Origin of the sequence: Brevibacillus sp. FSL K6-2834, from assembly GCF_038592925.1 — a bacterium.
In the GTDB taxonomy this organism is placed as follows: Bacteria; Bacillota; Bacilli; order Brevibacillales; family Brevibacillaceae; genus Brevibacillus; species Brevibacillus borstelensis.
On sequence record NZ_CP151945.1, the window covers coordinates 5,499,480 to 5,517,194 of the forward strand.

15 protein-coding genes are annotated in these 17,715 nt (G+C 55.1%); 2 read left to right on the forward strand and 13 right to left on the reverse strand.

Annotated elements, in window-relative coordinates:
- Window positions 1-238: 238 nt before the first annotated feature.
- From NST96_RS26495 to NST96_RS26515, 5 genes are all read right to left on the reverse strand, one after another.
- On the reverse strand, window positions 239-1,030 hold the full coding sequence (locus NST96_RS26495; protein WP_342405105.1) for an ABC transporter permease: 792 nt from the start codon (window positions 1,028-1,030) through the stop codon (window positions 239-241).
- A gap of 5 nt (window positions 1,031-1,035) precedes the next feature.
- Window positions 1,036-1,809 (reverse strand): ABC transporter ATP-binding protein, encoded by a 774-nt coding sequence (locus tag NST96_RS26500; RefSeq protein ID WP_024983022.1) that lies wholly within the window; start codon window positions 1,807-1,809, stop codon window positions 1,036-1,038.
- A 4-nt stretch (window positions 1,810-1,813) separates the two neighbouring features.
- Window positions 1,814-2,875, reverse strand: coding sequence for an ABC transporter substrate-binding protein (locus tag NST96_RS26505; RefSeq protein WP_003388687.1), 1,062 nt, complete (start codon window positions 2,873-2,875; stop codon window positions 1,814-1,816).
- Between the two features lie 84 nt (window positions 2,876-2,959).
- Window positions 2,960-3,547 (reverse strand): DinB family protein, encoded by a 588-nt coding sequence (locus tag NST96_RS26510; RefSeq protein ID WP_327926726.1) that lies wholly within the window; start codon window positions 3,545-3,547, stop codon window positions 2,960-2,962.
- Window positions 3,548-3,680: 133 nt separating this feature from the next.
- Window positions 3,681-6,248 (reverse strand): TPM domain-containing protein, encoded by a 2,568-nt coding sequence (locus NST96_RS26515; protein ID WP_342405106.1) that lies wholly within the window; start codon window positions 6,246-6,248, stop codon window positions 3,681-3,683.
- 198 nt (window positions 6,249-6,446) lie between these two features.
- Between NST96_RS26515 and NST96_RS26520 the strand changes: the two genes are divergently transcribed.
- Both NST96_RS26520 and NST96_RS26525 read left to right on the forward strand, forming a co-directional pair.
- On the forward strand, window positions 6,447-7,217 hold the full coding sequence (locus NST96_RS26520) for an SDR family NAD(P)-dependent oxidoreductase (RefSeq protein ID WP_003388690.1): 771 nt from the start codon (window positions 6,447-6,449) through the stop codon (window positions 7,215-7,217).
- Between the two features lie 15 nt (window positions 7,218-7,232).
- Complete coding sequence (locus NST96_RS26525) at window positions 7,233-8,222, forward strand: bile acid:sodium symporter family protein (RefSeq protein WP_024983026.1); 990 nt, start codon at window positions 7,233-7,235, stop codon at window positions 8,220-8,222.
- A gap of 124 nt (window positions 8,223-8,346) precedes the next feature.
- Here NST96_RS26525 and lpdA read toward each other — a convergent pair whose 3' ends face one another.
- From lpdA to NST96_RS26565, 8 genes are all read right to left on the reverse strand, one after another.
- Window positions 8,347-9,717: a dihydrolipoyl dehydrogenase gene (lpdA, locus tag NST96_RS26530; protein ID WP_327969833.1), complete on the reverse strand. Its 1,371-nt coding sequence runs from the start codon at window positions 9,715-9,717 to the stop codon at window positions 8,347-8,349.
- 1 nt (window position 9,718) lies between these two features.
- Window positions 9,719-11,086, reverse strand: coding sequence for a dihydrolipoamide acetyltransferase family protein (locus NST96_RS26535; RefSeq protein WP_003388693.1), 1,368 nt, complete (start codon window positions 11,084-11,086; stop codon window positions 9,719-9,721).
- A gap of 26 nt (window positions 11,087-11,112) precedes the next feature.
- Window positions 11,113-12,090, reverse strand: coding sequence for an alpha-ketoacid dehydrogenase subunit beta (locus tag NST96_RS26540; RefSeq protein WP_024983028.1), 978 nt, complete (start codon window positions 12,088-12,090; stop codon window positions 11,113-11,115).
- Window positions 12,083-13,078: a thiamine pyrophosphate-dependent dehydrogenase E1 component subunit alpha gene (locus NST96_RS26545; RefSeq protein WP_227277652.1), complete on the reverse strand. Its 996-nt coding sequence runs from the start codon at window positions 13,076-13,078 to the stop codon at window positions 12,083-12,085. Before NST96_RS26545 ends, NST96_RS26540 begins: the two co-directional genes overlap by 8 nt.
- 90 nt (window positions 13,079-13,168) lie before the next feature.
- Window positions 13,169-14,626, reverse strand: coding sequence for a PLP-dependent aminotransferase family protein (locus NST96_RS26550; RefSeq protein WP_279041639.1), 1,458 nt, complete (start codon window positions 14,624-14,626; stop codon window positions 13,169-13,171).
- 13 nt (window positions 14,627-14,639) lie between these two features.
- A complete protein-coding gene (locus tag NST96_RS26555; RefSeq protein WP_003388699.1) occupies window positions 14,640-15,926 on the reverse strand; it encodes a TRAP transporter large permease in 1,287 nt (428 codons plus the stop codon).
- The gene (locus NST96_RS26560; RefSeq protein ID WP_003388700.1) at window positions 15,923-16,402 is read right to left on the reverse strand and encodes a TRAP transporter small permease; all 480 of its coding nucleotides are present in this window, start codon (window positions 16,400-16,402) and stop codon (window positions 15,923-15,925) included. Before NST96_RS26560 ends, NST96_RS26555 begins: the two co-directional genes overlap by 4 nt.
- Window positions 16,403-16,484: 82 nt before the next feature.
- Window positions 16,485-17,510: a DctP family TRAP transporter solute-binding subunit gene (locus NST96_RS26565; protein WP_024983030.1), complete on the reverse strand. Its 1,026-nt coding sequence runs from the start codon at window positions 17,508-17,510 to the stop codon at window positions 16,485-16,487.
- Window positions 17,511-17,715 lie beyond the last annotated feature (205 nt).

Genomic DNA, 17,715 nt, shown 5'->3' on the forward strand with positions numbered 1-17,715 from the left:
AGCATAACGCCGAAGCCAACTTACCTGGACAACACCGCTACAGCCAGTCCAGCTTCTGCTATACAGGTACAACCATTTGCAGCGGAAAAGGAAAAAGCTGACGTATGCAAACTAGCTTGCAAACGTCAGCTTTTGTTTTCCTCTCAAGCAGCATGGAGGCGGGGACTCACTTTCCTGACAGCCTGACTTACGCTTTTGCTTTGAGTCCGGCCCCTTCGCCAAAGCCGCATCCCTCACATTACTTCCACGGAATCAGCTTTCGCTCCAGCCACTGCAGCGTGCGGTTGAAAATCAGACCGAGCAGGGACAGGAACAGCACGCCCACCATCAGCTTGGTCGTTATCATCAAGTTTCCGTAGTGCAGCACCATGGAACCAATCCCCTGCTGGGCCGCGATCATTTCCGCAGACACCAACAGGAGCAGCGAGGTTCCGGCCGCCAGCTTCAGACCGGCAAAGATCATCGGGAGCGCCCCTGGCAGGATCACTTTTCGGATGACATTGAGATGGTTGGAGCCAAAGGTGACAGCGGCCTTGATCAAAATGGGATCGACCGTTTTCACGCCCGAATACGTATTGATCACGACCGGGAAGAACACCCCGAGCGCGATGATTGCGACCTTGGGCAACTCGCCAATCCCGAACCAGAGGATGATCAGCGGCAGCAGGGCAATTTTCGGAATCGGATAAATCGAATAAACGATAGGGGTCAAAATGGCATCGGCCCACCGGGAGAACCCGAGGATCAGGCCAATCGCGATTCCACAGATCGCTCCGATGGCGTATCCCGCTCCGATCCGGTACATACTGGTCAGCAGATTCTCGATCAGCTCGCCGTTCACGAGCATGTCCCATGCCGCTGTCAAAATAGCGGAGGGAGCAGGCAAAAAGAGCGGGGGTACGATGTTCATCCGGCAGACGATTTCCCACAGTGCCACCAGTCCGGCAATCCCCAGTGCGGCGGCATAGCCCGGAATTTTTTGCTCCAGAAAGGCGACGCGGTTGGTAATGACTTGTCTTTGCTCGTTCATCTTGCTCACCCCTCCTTCAGCGCTTCCTGGGCATCGTGTTTGATCAGCTGCCAGATTTGATCGGCGTATTGCTCGAACTGGCTGCGGTACTCTTCTTTGTCCCTTCCTATTTTCGGAAGGTCAATGCGAATAATCTCCTTGATCTGGCCCGGATGTCTGGACAGGACAATCACCCGGTCAGCCAGGTAAACGGCCTCTTGAATGTTGTGCGTTACATACAGCGTGCTCAGTCTGGTCCGGTCCCAGATCGTCAGCAGCTCCTCCTGCATGAGTGTGCGCGTCTGGGCATCCAGCGCGGAGAAAGGCTCGTCCATCAACAGCAGATCCGGCTCGACCGCAAGCGCTCTGGCGATCCCGGCCCGCTGCCTCATCCCGCCTGAGAGCTGTTTCGGGTACGCCCCTTCAAAGCCCTGCAAGCCGACCATGTCGATGTAGTGCTTGCCCTTTTCCTGCTGCTCCTGTTTGCTGGCGCCGCTCTCTTCCAGTCCGTAGATGACATTTTCATAGACCGTCCGCCACGGAAACAGGGCAATTTCCTGAAAGACAATGCCTAGTTTGGGCTTTTTCCCCTGGGTTCCTTCAAAATAGACCGTCCCGCTGCTGGGCGACATCAAGCCTCCGACGATGTTGAGCAGCGTGGACTTGCCGCAGCCGCTCGGTCCGACCAGCACGACGAACTCCTGCTCTTCAATGGAAAAATTGATGTTCGTAAGCGCGGTCACTTCTCGTTTTTTTGAATCAAGAAACGTCTTGCCGACATCTTCGATGACAATTCTCATGCGATCACTTCCCTAACTTTTGCAAAGCATCTTCCAATAGCTGCGTATTCACGATTTCGCTCGTATCGATCGCTTTGTCGATCAGCTTTTCCTTGGCATACCACTCTACCTGGGTCTTGATGTCGGACTCCAGCAGCTTGCCGTCGCGGTCAATGTAAGGCAATCCTTTTTTGATCATGTCCGGCTCTTGATCGGTGTACTTGGCGATGATTTGGACGACTTCATCGTAATGCTCGCCAGGGACGATCTGTCCGTCTTTCTTTGTGAGAACGGCATCGTAGTAGTAACGGGTCGCTTTTGCGTATGCCTTCAGGAAGCGTTCGGCCACATCCTTGTTCTCAGCCAGCTTCGGAGAGAAGAAGATGCCCGAAGTCTGGTACTCGATCTCGTCGCCTACCTGGGCGATTACCTTGCCGTAGCCCTCGTCTACAACGGTCGAGATATTCGGCTCGTTCAAAAGAACAGCATCCACTTGTTTGCTCTTGAGGGCTTCCATCAATCCTTTGATGCTGTTGAGCGGGACGAGCTCCACGTCGCCAAGCCCGAGGCCGTGCTTTTCGAGCATTCTGCCGGCCATGTAATGATAGGTCGATCCGGTCTGTGTGATGCCGATTTTCTTGCCCTTTAATTCTTCGATGCTTTTAAGTGGTGAATCGCCAGGTACTAATAAAGCAGAGGAGGAGTAGCCCTGCTGTTCCCTTCCTTTATCGGCCACAATTACCAGTTTTTGTCCGCCAGACACCATATTGTACAGGCTCGCCGTAATCCCGGTCGCTCCGACATCCACGCTTCCCGCAGCTGTCGCTACCGCGATCGGCTGAGCAGCTTCAAACCACTTTGCCTGCGCATCAATGTTTTCTTCTTTGAAAAAGCCTTTCTCAATCCCGATAAACAACGGTGCAGAGCTTGTCAGCTTGAGCATCCCGATTTGGACAGTAGCGGCTTCCGCCTTCTGCTGCCCGTTTGATCCTCCGGCTGCGCTTTCCCCTTCCTGCTTTCCACAGCCAGCGAGAGCCAGGGATAGAGTCAATAGAGTGCTTGCAACTAGCATTGCTGATTTCTTCACGTAACGCCCCTCCATGTCGTGATCTTTTGATCGTCGTAAAATTACCATTATATTTCGACAAAGTAACACAAAAAGTGACATAGATCAATGCTTCCAGCTCAATAAATGCTCATCGCCGTCCTGTAAAAGCTTGGTCATGTAGACAATTTGACCTGTATGATACGAATAATGGGCAGTCGTATGGTACAGGATTTCCAGCAAATGACGGGTGTACGAGGCGATTCCCGCGTCCGGCGGATAGACAATCGTCACTTCTCTTTCCATATCTTCTGGCGAGAGCGATTCCAGTATCGCCCGCGTCTGCTGGCGCACGCCTGTCAGCTGCGCCAAAAGCTCGTCCGGACTGACGCCGCCTTCCGCGAGAAATTCTGCCGATCTTTCCCGGATGAACGGCTTTTGGCCGATCCCGCTGACGATGTTTTGATATTCGTTTCCGGCCAGATGCAAACAGAGATTGCCGACGCTGTTGGTGCTCCCGCGCACTTTTTTCCACACCCGCTCCTCCGGCAATCGGTCCAATGCTTTCCTGATCCGTTCCAGCTCCGTGTCCAGGAGCTTTAGCGTTTGGCTGTAAAACCGGTGCATGTTGGCTTCTCCCCTCTTCCCTATGTATTTTGATTCATACTCCATAGGATACCACAGGTCTTCCGGGAACTGGCGCAATGTCGGCATCAAGCGCCTGACGCCCCCTTTTGCCTTTATGAAAATGGGCTTCGCGAAACTTTGTTGGCCAAAGAAAAAACGGCCGGAAGCCAGCCGTTTTTTCTCCCTGCGGTGCTGTATGGCAGTAGTCGGACCACATTGTCTACCATTGCGACGACCCGGAGGATCTCCCGCTGTTCGACGACCCGCCTCCCCAGCTCGAGCTTCCCGAAGAGCGTCCTCCTCCCGAGCCGCCGCCAAAACCTCCTCCGAAGCCGCCTCCAAATCCGCCAGAATTGTTTCGTCGGCGCTCCTCATCCAAAGCTCGCCGGTACTCCCGATCCATTTCGCTGAGGATCGTTTCTCCTCGGGAGATTTCCTGCATGGCCTCGGCAAAGGCCCCCTCCCTGATCGCCAGCTCCACCTGTTCTTTTAAGCGATCGTACTGGGAGGAATAGCGGGAAAGGCGGATTCTTCTGCCGTATCGATTGCGTCTGCTCGAATAGGCGTCCTCGAACCTCCGGAAAGCGCGCACCGTCTCTTCCTTTTTCTGCTTGACCAGCTCCACCCGGTGAGCAAGCTGATCGACAAGCATTTCAAATGAAGTCAGCGCCTCCTCGATCTGATAGACGTCGAGCAATTGACCGTTCATCAGGCTCTCCAGCCCGTTGATCTCCTTGTCTATCTCGGCGATCATCCTGGCAATCTCGGGAATTCTGACATAAAGCTGCTCAAAAGCAGACGCTGATTGATAGAAACGGCTTTGGAACTGCTGAAAACGGTCGCCTGCCGTCTGTACCCGCTCCTCCAGAGCCATGCGATAGCCAAGGCTCTGCTCCCGGACATTTTTTATCTGTGAAAGCAGGTGCTCTGACAGCTCGCTCCGTTCGTGGGCCAGCCTGTATTTTTGCACGCGCTCGTCAAGCGCCGACTTTATTTCGATCAAAAGCCGTTCAAGCTCTTCCTTGTCCCCCATGATTTGTCCGTAACGCTCTTCCTGCTCACGGAGATGAACTTCGGCAAAGCGTTCGCGCAGTCTCGCGAACTCCTGACTGTACGCGGAGTCATATTCCCGCAGTTCAGCGAGAAGCTGTTCCGTACTGCGCACTGTCGTCTTTGCCCTGTCCCGGTGCCGAATCATTTCTGCTACGACGTCGCTCGCCTGCTGCAAGTCATTCTCCAGGCCATCGACACATGCTTTTGCTTCCTTGCTGTCGCCTGCTTCAATCAGCGCTCCGAGGCGAGGCACTTCCGCTTCCGCCGCTTTCAAAATGGCAAAGGGGTCGGCATCGACAAGCAGCAGTTGTTCACGTCCTACCACTTGGCGAAGCTCCTCCTCCTTCGCTTTGATTCGGGCAGGAAGCTTTCTGTGCTTTTCGATCTGGGCTCTGATCTCATCGACAGCAGCCAGCAAGCCGTCAAACATCTGGTGGACCTCTTTCGCCGGTCCTTCGGCTTGCAAGTAATCAAATTCGTCCATGCTGTCCGCTTTGTTCAAAATGGCTTCCGCCTGCTCCAGCTGCTTCCTCATGACGGTCAAGGAGAAGGACGTTTCCCCGGCGAGCGCCTCGATGATTGCCGACGTCTCTTTTGCTCTGTCTTTGGCCTCCTCGACGAGACGCCTTACCTCGACGGACAGCCTTTCAATCTCTTTCAATCTTGCTTGATTTTGTTCAATCTTCGTGCAATACTCCTCCACTGTATCCAGAAGGTCCTGTATGGCCTGTTCCGTTTTGGCCCCGGAGAAAAAGGAAACCTTTTGTCCCGCCAACTGCTCCTGCAGCTGCTGCGATTCTTTATGCAGTTGGAGGGCGGCTTGTTCAAGCTGTGCAACCTGCTTTTTCGTTTCCCCCTCGATGAGGCCGACCTCCAGCTCGCGGAACAGCCCGGAGACGATCATCTGGTCGACGGCAGGCGTCGCTTTCGCATGGCTCTTTACAGCCCGGTCCAGCATTTTCTTTAGACGGGAGCGATAGACAAGCTGTCTGATCGTGAAAAACAGAGCCGCTCCGATGCATAGAAAGAGCAGAACCCAGACGATGGAGTTCTGGGAATGAGCCGATGTCGCCGATTTGGCCTGTGCAGGAGCCGAACCGGATGGAGCGGATGATGGCGGCGGAGTCGCAGCGTGCTTCGATGTTGCCGCATTGCCGGAGGGTGCCGTTGAAGCGCCTGAGGCCGCGGGCGATGCTGACGGTGCCGTCGTCGCATTTGCCGGAGACGATGCCGGGGTCGTCGCAGTGACTCCCGCATTCCCCGCAGACGCCGACTCGGAAATCTCATTGACGTAGTCGCTGACCGCAATCACTCCTGCAGCGACATTTCCCTCTCGCGCCAGCGGTACGAATTGCAGGTCGAGAATCCCCTTTACATCCCCCGCATCGCTTTGGGCGACTTGACTTGCCAGCTCCTTGTTTTCGAATACGAGATGCACGTGATTCGGATTCACCGTCACGACCAGCATCAGTTGATTTTTTCCGAGCTTCCAGCCGTCGTAGGCCTCGTTGGCCAAGCGCTCCCCTTCCGCCTCATCCAGCCCGCTGGCGGTAAGGAGCAGCAGCTCGTACTTTTTGTCCTTCGTACTCTCTTTGATCTGCTCGGCTTCATCGGATGAAAACAACCCGACGGGGTCGGTCACGACTCCATTCCGCTCCGGGAGAGCGGCCGCGGAGGCGATGGAGCCCGAGACAAGCCACAGGATCGCCAACATAAACAAACTGATTCTCTTCATTCTTTAATCCTTTCCTGATATGTCGTTCATTTCCAAATTATACAGTAACGAGAGCTGTCGCGCTTGCCCGGCTTGCTTTTCCATTTTTCTCCTCCGCAATCGAAAGGCCAATTGTGGAAGTGGCTCTAGACTCGCTCGTCGGCTGCAAGCAATACTGTGGGTATTGACGAGAGGAAGATCATGAAGGAGGCGATACCCATGTGTTCAGAAAAAAAGCTGGCGGTTATTACCGGTGCGGCTCAGGGACTTGGCTACGCGATTGCAGAGGACCTCGCTGCTTCTGGTCACCGCGTTGTTTTGCTGGACCGCAATCCGGATAAACTGCTTGCCGCCGTCGAAACGCTCCGCTCCAAAGGTCATACAGCAGATGGGAAACAAATCGATCTGGCGGAAACAGATGCGATCCAAGGCCTGCTCTCCCAGATCGTTCAGGAGCACGGGGCCTTCCACGTTTTGGTCAACAACGCTGGCGTCAATATCGTCAAGCCGATGGATCAGGTCACAAGCTCCGACTGGGACCTGGTGATGAATATCAACCTGAAGGCTGTCTTTTTCATGATACAAGCCGCCGCTCCATTCCTGCATGACGGCGGCTCCATCGTCAATATCGCCTCGGTTGCGGCAAACAGCCCGCGCCCGCTCTCCGCAGCCTACGCGGCTTCAAAAGCGGGGGTTTTGAGCGTGACAAAAACTGCATCGATTGTCCTTGCCCCAAGACGCATTCGCGTAAACGCCGTTTGTCCCGGTGCCATGGAAACAGAGCTGTTGGCGAAAATGGCTGACGACATGAGCGCTCTCTTTGGCCAAAGCAGCGAAAGGTCCCTGCAAAATTACATCGGTAACATCCCGCTCGGGCGAATCAGCTCCGCGCATGATGTAGCAAAAACCGTTTCATTCCTGGCATCCGACGCCGCTGCCTATATAACAGGCCAATCCGTAAACGTCTGCGGCGGGTGGACAGTTACATAGCCGGGAGGACCGCCTATGCTTCGCTTTTTCCAAGCCGCCGTCACCAAATTGTTGCCCTTGTGGATCGTCTGTTGTGCGCTTCTCGCCTACCACTTTCCCGGCCACTTTCTGTTCTTGAAAAATTGGACCGCCCCTGCGCTCGCTTTTATTTTGTTTAACATGGGACTTACCTTGTCGCAGGAGAGCTTGAGACGGGTCATTCGGCAGCCAAAGAACGCCTTGCTTGGCGTAGCCGGCAAATGGACGATCACGCTGGGCATTTCCATCGGGCTCGCGTTTCTGTTCTTCCGGGATCAGCCTGATCTCTTGGCGGGGACAATCCTCGCAGGGGCGGTGCCCAGCGGGACATCAGCCAATCTGTACACCTTTATGGCAGGAGGAACGCTCGCTTTGAGCATCATGATGTCCGCTGTGGATACGCTGGTGGGCCCCGTTTTGACCCCGCTGATCATGAAAGCGACGGTCGGCAGCGTTGTCCCCGTAGCTTTTCTGCCGCTGTTTTTGCAAATGGTGTACGTCGTCCTCCTGCCGATTTTGGCGGGCCTGGCGATCCAGTGGAAATGGGAGTCGCGGCTGGCCCCTGTCAAGAAAGTCATTCCCCTGCTCTCTGCTGCCGCCCTCATCGTTGTTGATCTCGCTGTCGTTTCTGGTGCGCAGACTATGCTTCAGGAGAATCTGGTCCTGCTCCCCTGGCTGTTTCTCTGCGTATTTCTGCAAATAACCGTTCCCATGGTGCTCGGGTACTGCTTTGGCGCCGGTTTCCGGATGCCGGAAGCGGATCGACGGTCCGTCGTCTATGAATTCGGGATTTGCAATACGGCCCTGGCTGCGCTTCTTGCCATGGAGCACATCAGCCCGATCGCTGCGGTCCCTGCTGTAGCGAATATGATCACCAATACGTCCCTCGGCGCTTTCATCGCCGTTTTGTGGGAACCGGCCCGCACCCGCTGGCAGCGATACAGATCGAGCTCAAGCTCTGCGGCACAACATCAGTCAACGCAGTAAGGCCCCTTTTGTCTGCGAGACAAGGGAGCCTTTTTTTGTCTGTTTAGGTTTCTGCAAACCAGCCTTTTCCCTGGCGTGTACGGCAGTGCCTCTTGGCAGGCATGCAAGCCGCAGCCTCCCTGGACTAGGAGAGGTGAATTGCTTGCCCCATGATGCTCATCGCGGCTTCCTGGATGCCTTCCGCGACCGTAGGATGCGGATGGATCGTTTTGACCAGCTCGTCGAGCGTAGCCTCGAGCGTCAGACCGAGCGACGCTTCCGCAATCATTTCGGTCGCGTGCGGAGCCAGCAGATGAATGCCGAGAAGCCGCCCGTACTTTCTGTCCGCTACCACCTTTAAAAACCCGTCCGTCTCTCCCCCAACCAGGGCTCTGCCGCTTGCCATCAGCGGAAAGACCCCTTCCTGAACGTCGAATCCCCTGTTTCTCGCCTCTTCTGCCGTTAGGCCTGCCATAGCCGCTTCCGGATGAGAGTAGACGCAGTGAGGGACGAGGTCGAAGTTGACTGGCTGTGTGGGGAAGCCCAGGGCATGTTCAGCCGCTACCCTGCCTTCTGCCATCGCGACATGCGCCAGCATGATCGGACTTGCGCAATCCCCGATGGCGTAGATGCCCGGCTGATTCGTCTGTTGATACGCATCTGCCTTTATTTTGCCGTTCACTACCCGAATCCCCGCCTTATCCAGCCCGAGCGGTTCCAGAACGGCTGCTCTGCCCACCGCCGCCAGCACCAGGTCGGCCTGTACCGATTTGCCTTCCGACAATTGCAGCTCCAGCCCTTCCGTTTCCTTCTTGATGATTTTTACGACCTTTTGGCCAAGGCAAAAGGCAATGCCTTGTCTTTCCAGCAGCTCTTTCAACTGCCGGGACAGTTGCGGGTCCATATTCGGCAGGATGCGCTCTGCCGCTTCGATGACATGCACATCCACGCCCAGCTCGGAAAAAGCGGTCGCAAATTCCACGCCGATGACCCCGCCTCCGATGATGGCAAGGCGTTTGGGCAGCTCGGCAACGGAGAGCAGCTCATCGCTTGTGACTACTCCCGGCAGGTCAATGCCTTCAATCGGCGGAACGACCGGACGGCTGCCTGTCGCCAGGATAATGGCATCCGCCTCCAGCAACAACTGCTCTTCTCCCGCAACAGCCACCCTTTTCTCTCCGGCAAGCGAAGCTGTCCCTTTTACGACCCTGATCTGCCCCTTCCGAAGGAACCCTTCTACGCCTTTTCGAAGCTGCATGACCGCTTTTTCTTTCCGCTCCAGAATGGACGGCCATGGAACTTCACCAGCTTTGTTCTCCGGGAACCACTGACTGCTTTTCGCCCATATGTGGGAGGACTCCAGCAGGCTTTTTGTCGGGATGCAGCCGACATTCAGGCAGGTGCCGCCGAGCTGTCCTTTTTCAATCAGGGTGACGTCCGCCCCCAGCTGGCCCGCGCGCAAAGCTGCCGTATATCCTCCCGGCCCTCCACCGATGACGATCAGCCTTTTTTTCATCCTACCGCCTCCCCTTTACAAGCAGCCGCAGCGGCTGCTGGATGTAGTCATGCACCGTCTGGAGGAACCCGGCTGCCTCCGCCCCGTCGAGTGCCCGATGGTCAAAAGAGAGGGACAGCGTCAGCATGGAACGTCGAGCGAGGTCATCACCGATCCATACGGGCTTTTCGACGATCCTGCCGATCCCCAATATCCCGGTTTCTGGCGGATTGATGATCGGCGTAAAACCGTCGACACCCATCATGCCGAGATTGCTGATCGTAAACGTGCCCCCGCGCATTTCATCGACCGTCAGGCGCTGCTCGCGGGCGCGCGTCGTCAGATTATGCAAGGCTTCCGCTATCTCGCCCAAATCTTGTTTGCACGCGTGAGGAATGACCGGAACGAGCAGCCCGTCTTCGACAGAGACAGCCACGCCGAGATGGACGTCCGGGTGGATAGTGATCGCCTGATTTTGGCACCAGGCGTTCAGACTGGGGTGCTTTTGCAGAGCCATGGCAACGATTTTGACCAGAAAATGGGTAACGGTCAGCTTGGTCCCCGTACTCGCCAAATCTGCGGAAAGAATGGCATGTGCGGCCAGCAGCGGAGTTACATCGACTTCCCTGGTGAGTGTAACGTGGGGGATCTGCTGCCAGCTTCGGGTCATCCGCTCCGCGATCACCTTGCGTGCGCCTGTCATCGGGCGGGTTGCGGCTGCCGACTCCGCTTCCCGTGGCGGATGCGTCCACTGACCTCCCGCTTGCTTCAGTTGTTCGGCAATCACGTCAGGCAGCATGATCCGCCCCCGCTGGTCGATCCTCTCCCAGGCCACACCTTGCTCCTCCGCATATTTTTTGGCTGCTGGCGAGATAGCCGGCTGCTTTGCCCCAGTATCCCCGACATCGCGGGAGACAACGATGCTTCTCGGGCCGGATGCACTGACTTGGCCTATATCGATTCCCTTCTCCCTGGCGAGCTTGCGAGCGAGCGGAGTCGCGAGGCGAAACCCCTCAGAAAGGGTGTGATCGCCTGATTCGAGACTCGAAGCATCGTTCGAATCACGGCTAACAGCATCGTTGGATTTGTGATGTGAACCCTCGCCTGCCCCCTGCTGACCGTCTGCTCCCAGCAACCCGCTAATATCCTCGGACTCTTCCGCCACGATCGCAAGCGCTGCCCCGACCTGTGCCGCTGCGCCTGCGGGCGTAAAAATATGGCGCAAAACCCCGGTTCCTGGTGCCGTCACTTCATTGGTGATCTTGTCTGTCTCCACCTCGAACAGCACTTCGCCGCTCTCGACACGCTCGCCTACAGCTTTGCACCAGACGGAAACGGTCCCCTCTGTCATCGTCAAACCGAACTTGGGCATGGTGATTACGAATGCCATGTTATTTCCCCCTTCCTTCAATTTGTTTACCAGCGTGCCCGCAGAACAGCTTCTACGATTGATTCCACTTGTGGAATCACCCGCTTTTCCAGAGGCGGGCTGAAAGGAATCGGGGTAAAGGCGGCACCTACGCGGATGATGGGGGCGTCCAGGTACTCGAGGATGTTTTCGCTGACCGAGGCGGCAATTTCTCCCCCGACACCGCCTGTTTTGACAGCCTCATGAGCTACGACAAGACGATGTGTCTTTTTGACAGACTCGTAGATCGTCTCCATGTCCATTGGAACAATCGTCCGCAGATCGATCACCTCCGCCTCGATTCCGTGCAGGCTGCCAAGCTGATCGGCGGCCTCCAGACATTTCCCCAGCATGGCCGAGTACGACACGATGGTCACGTCCTTCCCTTCGCGCACGACCGCCGCTTTGCCGATCGGGGTGAGGTAGTCGCCGTCCGGAACAGGTCCTTTTTTGCTGAACAAGTCTTTGTGTTCAAAATAGATCACCGGGTTTTGGTCGCGAATCGCCGCTTTCAGAAGCCCCTTGGCATCCGCGGGATTGGACGGAATGACGACCTTGAGGCCCGGAATATGCAAAAACCATGCTTCCAGCGATTGCGAGTGCTGCGCCGCCGCTGAGCGTGTCACGCCGTCAGGTGCCCGCAGCACGAGCGGCAGGGTCGCCTGGCCCCCGAACATGTAGCGTATTTTGGCCATCTGGTTGAGCACCTCGTCCATCGTCACCCCGATAAAATCGGCAAAGTGCATATCGACGACCGGCACAGCTCCCGCAAGAGCGGCGCCAATTCCCGCTCCCACCAGCGCAGTTTCCGAAATCGGCGTATCGCGTACACGCTCCAGGCCGAATTCCTTTGGCAAGCCCTTGAACTGCCCAAAAATGCCGCCCTGGCTTGCGATGTCTTCTCCCATGATGAAAACTCGCTCGTCCCGGCGCATTTCTTCCTGCATCGCTTCCAATGTTGCCTGAGAAAAGGATATGTTACGCATGGCTGGCCTCCTCCTCTACGTACAGATCATCAAATGCTTCCTCCGGATCAGGGTAAGGGCTCTCCTCGGCAAAGCGGATCGCCTCTTCGATTTCTTCCGCGACCCGCTGCTCGATTGCTTGGAGCTGCTCTTCGGTCAGAAGCTTTTCCGGGAGAACCCGCTCGAGGAATTTCTTGATCGGGTCGTTGCTCTCCATCTGGCTCATCACTTCTTCCCGCGTCCGGTACTGCTCCGGATCGCCTACGAAGTGGCCTTTGATCCGGTACGTTTTGCACTCGACAAGTGTAGGGCCCTCGCCTCGCCTGGCTCGTTCTACGGCTTCTACTGCGGCTTCATACACGGCAAAAACATCATTGCCATCCACCATCGCGCTCGGCATGGCATAGGACGACGCTCTTACGCAAATATCCGTGACGGCCGTCGCTTCGTGAATCGGCGTCGTCGATGCCCACTGGTTGTTTTCGCAGACAAATACGACGGGCAGCTTCCAGACGGCTGCCATATTCAGCCCCTCGTGAAAGGTACCCCGGTTGCTCGCCCCATCGCCGAAAAAGCAGACGGCTACCTCTGAGCCTTTGCGCAATTGGACTGCCAGCGCGGCTCCGACGGCCAAATTAAACCCGCCGCCCACGACGCCGTTTGCCCCGAGCATGCCAATGCCAAAGTCAGCAATATGCATCGATCCGCCCTTTCCCTTGCAGTAGCCTGTCTTGCGCCCGTACAATTCGGCCATGCACCGTTTTGCTTCGGCGCCTTTTGCCAAGGTGTGGCCGTGCCCCCGATGTGTGCTGGTAATGTAATCGGTGCGGTTCAAGGCGGAGCAAACGCCGACTCCGGTCGCTTCCTCGCCAATGTACAAGTGAACAAAACCCGGAATGTCCCCGGCTAAAAACTTCTCGTTGATCGCCTCTTCAAAGCGTCTGATCAAGAGCATGTGGTAATACCAATCCTGCAAGAGGTCCGTCGATATCGCTTTATTACCCACCAAAAAACACCCCTTCTGGTAAGATGTGAGAATTCCCACCATCAGCATAAGGGGTGTGCAAACGTTTTCATATAACCATTCCCGTGATTGGTCTTACTGATATTCGGAAATGGCCTCACGAATCATTTCGAATCCGGGTTTCAACAAGTCCAGCGAGGGCTGTGTATAGGCCAGGCGGAGATAATTTTCTCCCAAGCCCACGCCGCTCATCCAGTTCCCCGGCACAAACGATACGCCTTTGCGCAGGGCTGTCTGCAGCAGTCTCTCCGCCCGGACCTGGCTGGGGATCCTGCACCACAAAAAGACACCGCCCTCCGGCATGCTGCAGCGGATTTCAGGCATGTCCTTTACGATTTCCCTGATGAGGGACAGACGCGCGCTGTAGGCCTGACGGAGCCTGGCTGCGTGGACCGACAGGCGCCCTTCCGTCAAATAGGCATGAACGGCAATCTGCGTCAGGTTGTTGCTGTGCAGATCGATCCGCTGCTTGATCGTGGATAAATTGGAGATGATTCCCTCCGGGGCTACCAGGAGAGCTACCCGCAGGCTCGGAAACAAATACTTCGAGAACGACTGGAGGTGGATGACATAATTGTCCTGATCCAGCGCTTTGAGCGGCGGCACCGGTTTTTTGCCGAAATAAATCAAGCTGAACGGATCGTCCTCGACGATGGGAACCCTGTATTTTTTCGCGAGGACGAGCAGGTCCTTTCTCCGTTTCAGGGACATGGTCACGCCAGTCGGATTGTGAAACGTCGGGTTTACGTAAATAAACTTCACCGGAAACTGCATCAGGAGATTCTCCAGATTGTCAATGCGAATCCCTTCCTGATCCAGGGTGATGCGCAATATTTTGGCGCCGGTCGCCGTAAACGCGTCAGAGGCGGCGAGAAATCCGGGGTCCTCCATGATGACGTAATCGCCCGGAGCCAGGAACAGCCTGCTGATGAGATCCAGTCCTTGCATCGCTCCGGAGACGATCATGATCTCTTTCGGGTCGGCGTGAATGCCGCTCTCCTCCAGCCATTTGCAAGCGTCTATCCGCAGAGGCTCATAGCCCTGCGTCGGTGCGGGCAACTGGAGCAGGATCGGGTTTTTCCGCAAATGCTCGGCAAAGTATTGGCTCAGCTCGATTCCCGGGTGAACCTCGGGGGCCGTGCCGACACCCGCGAAATTGATCAGGCGCGGGTCTCGGCCAAAACGCATGATCTCTTCCATCGCATGATTGACATTCCCCGTCTGATAGGCGAAGTCGGCATGCCAGGTGACAACCTGCTCTGTCCGCTCCATCTGCGGTCCGCGCATGATATATGTGCCGCTCCCCTGCTGGCTGCGGACGATCCCTCTTGCTTTCATGTCTTCATTGGCAAGCGTGATCGTCATCCTGCTCACCTTCAACAGCTCAGCCATCCGCCGCTCGGAAGGCAGCCGCGTCCCGGGCTTCAACTTCCCTTCGTGCACCATTTGTTCTATCTGCCGCGAGATTTGCTTGTACAAGGGCTCTTTTTCCACCGCATCCAGAACAATTTGATCCCAATGGGTCGCTGACAAAAGAGATCACTCCTTATTTCATGTTCAACAGTTCAGGAAGCCACAGTGTAATAGACGGAATGTAAGTGATCACGAGCAACGCGAGTATGGATGCGACAATAAACGGAATAACCCCTTTCGATATCTCCTTCAACGAAATTTTCGCCAGTCCGCAAGCAACGTAAAGATCGAGGCCAACGGGCGGTGTGACCAGACCAATGGCGAGGTTCATCGTCATCATGACGCCAAAATGGACAGGGTCAATGTCCATCATGGTGAGAATCGGCAAAAAGATCGGCAAGAAAATATAAAATGCGGATATGGCATCCACAAACATCCCCGCGATCAGCAGGACCAGGTTGATCATCAGCAGCATCGTAATCGTGTTGGGGGCGATGCTCATCAAGGAATTGGCCAAATCCTCCGCAATCCCCTCAACCGTGATCAGCCAGGCAAAGGTGGAGGCCGAGGCGACGATAAGCATGATCATCGCTGTCGTTTTCGCAGATTCCACCAAGAGGCTTGGCAAATGTTTGATTTTGATTTCCTTGTAGATAAAAATTCCGACAAACAAACCGTAGAATACTGCCACAACGGCAGACTCTGTCGGCGTGAAAATCCCCGTGTAGATTCCCCCCAGGATGATCACAGGGGCCATCAAGCCCCACGAGGCATCCTTCAGAGCAGCCACAATGTCCCTGGCGCTCGCTTTCGGAAGCGTAGGGATCTTTTCTTTCCTGGCGATCATGTATCCCGTCAGCGCCAGTATGGCACCCATCAAGAGGCCGGGGACAATCCCCGCCATAAAGATTTTACCAATGGAAACCTCCGCGATTACACCGTAGATGATATAGGCGATGCTGGGCGGAATGATGATGCCGATGCCGCCTGCCGTCGCGAGAAGCCCTGCCGACATATCCTTGCGATAGCCTTGCTTGACCATAGCCGGTATGATAATCGCGCCCACGGCGGCCATCGTAGCGGGACCGGAACCGGAAATCGCCGCGAAGAAACACGCTGCCACGACTGACACGATGGCAAGCCCGCCCGTGAAATGGCCGGTAAGCGTCTGAGCTAGCTGGATTAGCCTTTTGGAGATGCCCGCCCTCTCCATGATCAGCCCGGCGAGGAAAAAGAACGGAATCGCGAGCAGCGTAAATTTGGTCAACGATGAATACAAGGTCGGCGGCAGCGACTGGATGGGCAGATCAAACAGCAGCAGCGTAATCGCGGTAGAGAGGCCGAGGGCTACGGCGATAGGCATGTTTAAAAACAGCAGCAGAAAGAAGGACCCGAATAGACAAATCGCTGTTGCGCTCATTGGTTTGCCTCCTCTCTTTTATGCCTTCGTATCTCCAGGACGTACCCTTCCCAGAAACGAAACATGCACAGCAGCGCACCGAGCGGCACCGACAGACCCATCAGCCACTCCGGCAGGCCCATGGCCGGCGTCTTCTGGTTGTACTGATACTGCTGCATGACCATTTCCCAACCGTACCAAAGCAGAATGACGAAAAACACCGTCGTCAAACAGCCGACAATCACGGTACAAACGATCCGGAAGCGGGCGGGAAGCTGATCGGTCAAAAGCGCAAAGCCGAGGTGCCCGTTTTCCCTGGCAAGCAAGGCCGCTCCGATAAAAATGATGAAAGCGAAGATGTTGGTGGTCAGTTCTTCCGTCATGGAAAGCGAGCTGTTGAAAAAATATCTCGATAATACGTTGACCATTGTCAAAACGCAGATGATGCCCATTAAGACTGCCAGAATCCACTCTTCCAGCCGAACCCAGAATTTCATGACGATCCCCCCGTAAAAAGCAATTGCCCTGCGATTGGGATGAAAAAGGGGGCTTTATCGCCCCTTTTTCCACCTGTCGTGTTTACTTGCGGAATGCATCCAAAAGATCCTTGCCGATGATGCCCTCATATTTGTCGATAACCGGTTGGACTTTTTCCTGGAATGCCTTGATCTGCTCAGGTGTCAGCTCGACGACTTCCATCCCTTTTTCCTTGAGCTGCGCCAGCACTTCTTCGTTCTCTTTGCGATTCAGCTCGATCTGGTATTTGGCGGCTTCTTGGGCCGTTTCTCTCAGCAGCTTTTGCGTGTCCGCGTCCAGACTGTCATACAGCTTTTTATTGACGCCAAAAACAATCGGATCGTACATGTAGTTCCATACAGTCAAGTACTTTTGCACCTCGTACAGTTTGGAGTTGAGAATGATCGGAAGCGGATTTTCCTGTCCGTCGATCACACCTTGCTGCAAGGAGGTAAACACCTCCGAGAAGTTCATAACCGTCGGATCTCCGCCAAACTCCTTATACGTAGCCACCATCGCTTCCATGGAAGGCGTTCTGATCTTCAGTCCGTTCAAGTCTTCCGGGGTGAGAATCGGCCTCTTGCTGTTTGTAATTTGACGGTAGCCGCTTTCCCCGAATGCGAGAGGCTCGATCCCTTTGCTGCGAACGAGCTCCATCAATTTTTGCCCGGCTTCTCCGTTCATCGCTTTGTCAGCCTGTTCGTAGCTTGGTATGAGCCAGGGAAGAGAAGGCGCGGCAAACTTCGGGTCGAGTACGTTGTAGATAATCGTAGAGTGGAGAGAAATGTCCGTCGACCCGTTTTGGACTGCCTCCAGACCTTTTGGCTGGTTGCCGTTGGAGAGAGATTCATTTGCATACATTTTCATTTTGATCCGGCCATTTGACTTTTGCTCGACGTCCTCCATCCACTTCTTCACCGCAACTCCCCAGGTGTCTTTCTCCGAGACCGTAATGCTCACTTTGAGCTTTAATTCCTGCGACGCGCCTGCCCCCTGGCCTTGAGAGCTTCCGTTCGATTGCTGGGAACCGCAGGCTGCCAGCGCTGCCGCCATCAATACAGAGAGTCCAAAACTTACGAGCCTTTTCATATGTCCTCCCCCGCGTTGTATACGCTTTCAATTTTTAATTTTTAGAATAGTGACAATTGTGTTAAGGGTATATATCCAATAATCAAATTGGCCTTATATTTTGGGCGTTATTTGTAAACATCCCTTTATTTGGATAGCGATTTTCCTTGCAATTCCTTGATTCCATATATCCACTTTCAAGATTTGCCCCTTGCCTTTATCTCCT

What these genes read in the sequence shown, in the direction of transcription:
- lpdA (WP_327969833.1), bottom strand. Translation starts at nt 9,717, where the DNA reads ATGAAAAAAAGGCTGATCGTCATCGGTGGAGGGCCGGGAGGATATACG.
- NST96_RS26555 (WP_003388699.1), bottom strand. Translation starts at nt 15,926, where the DNA reads ATGAGCGCAACAGCGATTTGTCTATTCGGGTCCTTCTTTCTGCTGCTG.
- NST96_RS26500 (WP_024983022.1), bottom strand. Translation starts at nt 1,809, where the DNA reads ATGAGAATTGTCATCGAAGATGTCGGCAAGACGTTTCTTGATTCAAAA.
- NST96_RS26515 (WP_342405106.1), bottom strand. Translation starts at nt 6,248, where the DNA reads ATGAAGAGAATCAGTTTGTTTATGTTGGCGATCCTGTGGCTTGTCTCG.
- NST96_RS26520 (WP_003388690.1), top strand. Translation starts at nt 6,447, where the DNA reads ATGTGTTCAGAAAAAAAGCTGGCGGTTATTACCGGTGCGGCTCAGGGA.
- NST96_RS26560 (WP_003388700.1), bottom strand. Translation starts at nt 16,402, where the DNA reads ATGAAATTCTGGGTTCGGCTGGAAGAGTGGATTCTGGCAGTCTTAATG.
- NST96_RS26510 (WP_327926726.1), bottom strand. Translation starts at nt 3,547, where the DNA reads ATGCCGACATTGCGCCAGTTCCCGGAAGACCTGTGGTATCCTATGGAG.
- NST96_RS26495 (WP_342405105.1), bottom strand. Translation starts at nt 1,030, where the DNA reads ATGAACGAGCAAAGACAAGTCATTACCAACCGCGTCGCCTTTCTGGAG.
- NST96_RS26525 (WP_024983026.1), top strand. Translation starts at nt 7,233, where the DNA reads ATGCTTCGCTTTTTCCAAGCCGCCGTCACCAAATTGTTGCCCTTGTGG.
- NST96_RS26565 (WP_024983030.1), bottom strand. Translation starts at nt 17,510, where the DNA reads ATGAAAAGGCTCGTAAGTTTTGGACTCTCTGTATTGATGGCGGCAGCG.
- NST96_RS26540 (WP_024983028.1), bottom strand. Translation starts at nt 12,090, where the DNA reads ATGCGTAACATATCCTTTTCTCAGGCAACATTGGAAGCGATGCAGGAA.
- NST96_RS26535 (WP_003388693.1), bottom strand. Translation starts at nt 11,086, where the DNA reads ATGGCATTCGTAATCACCATGCCCAAGTTCGGTTTGACGATGACAGAG.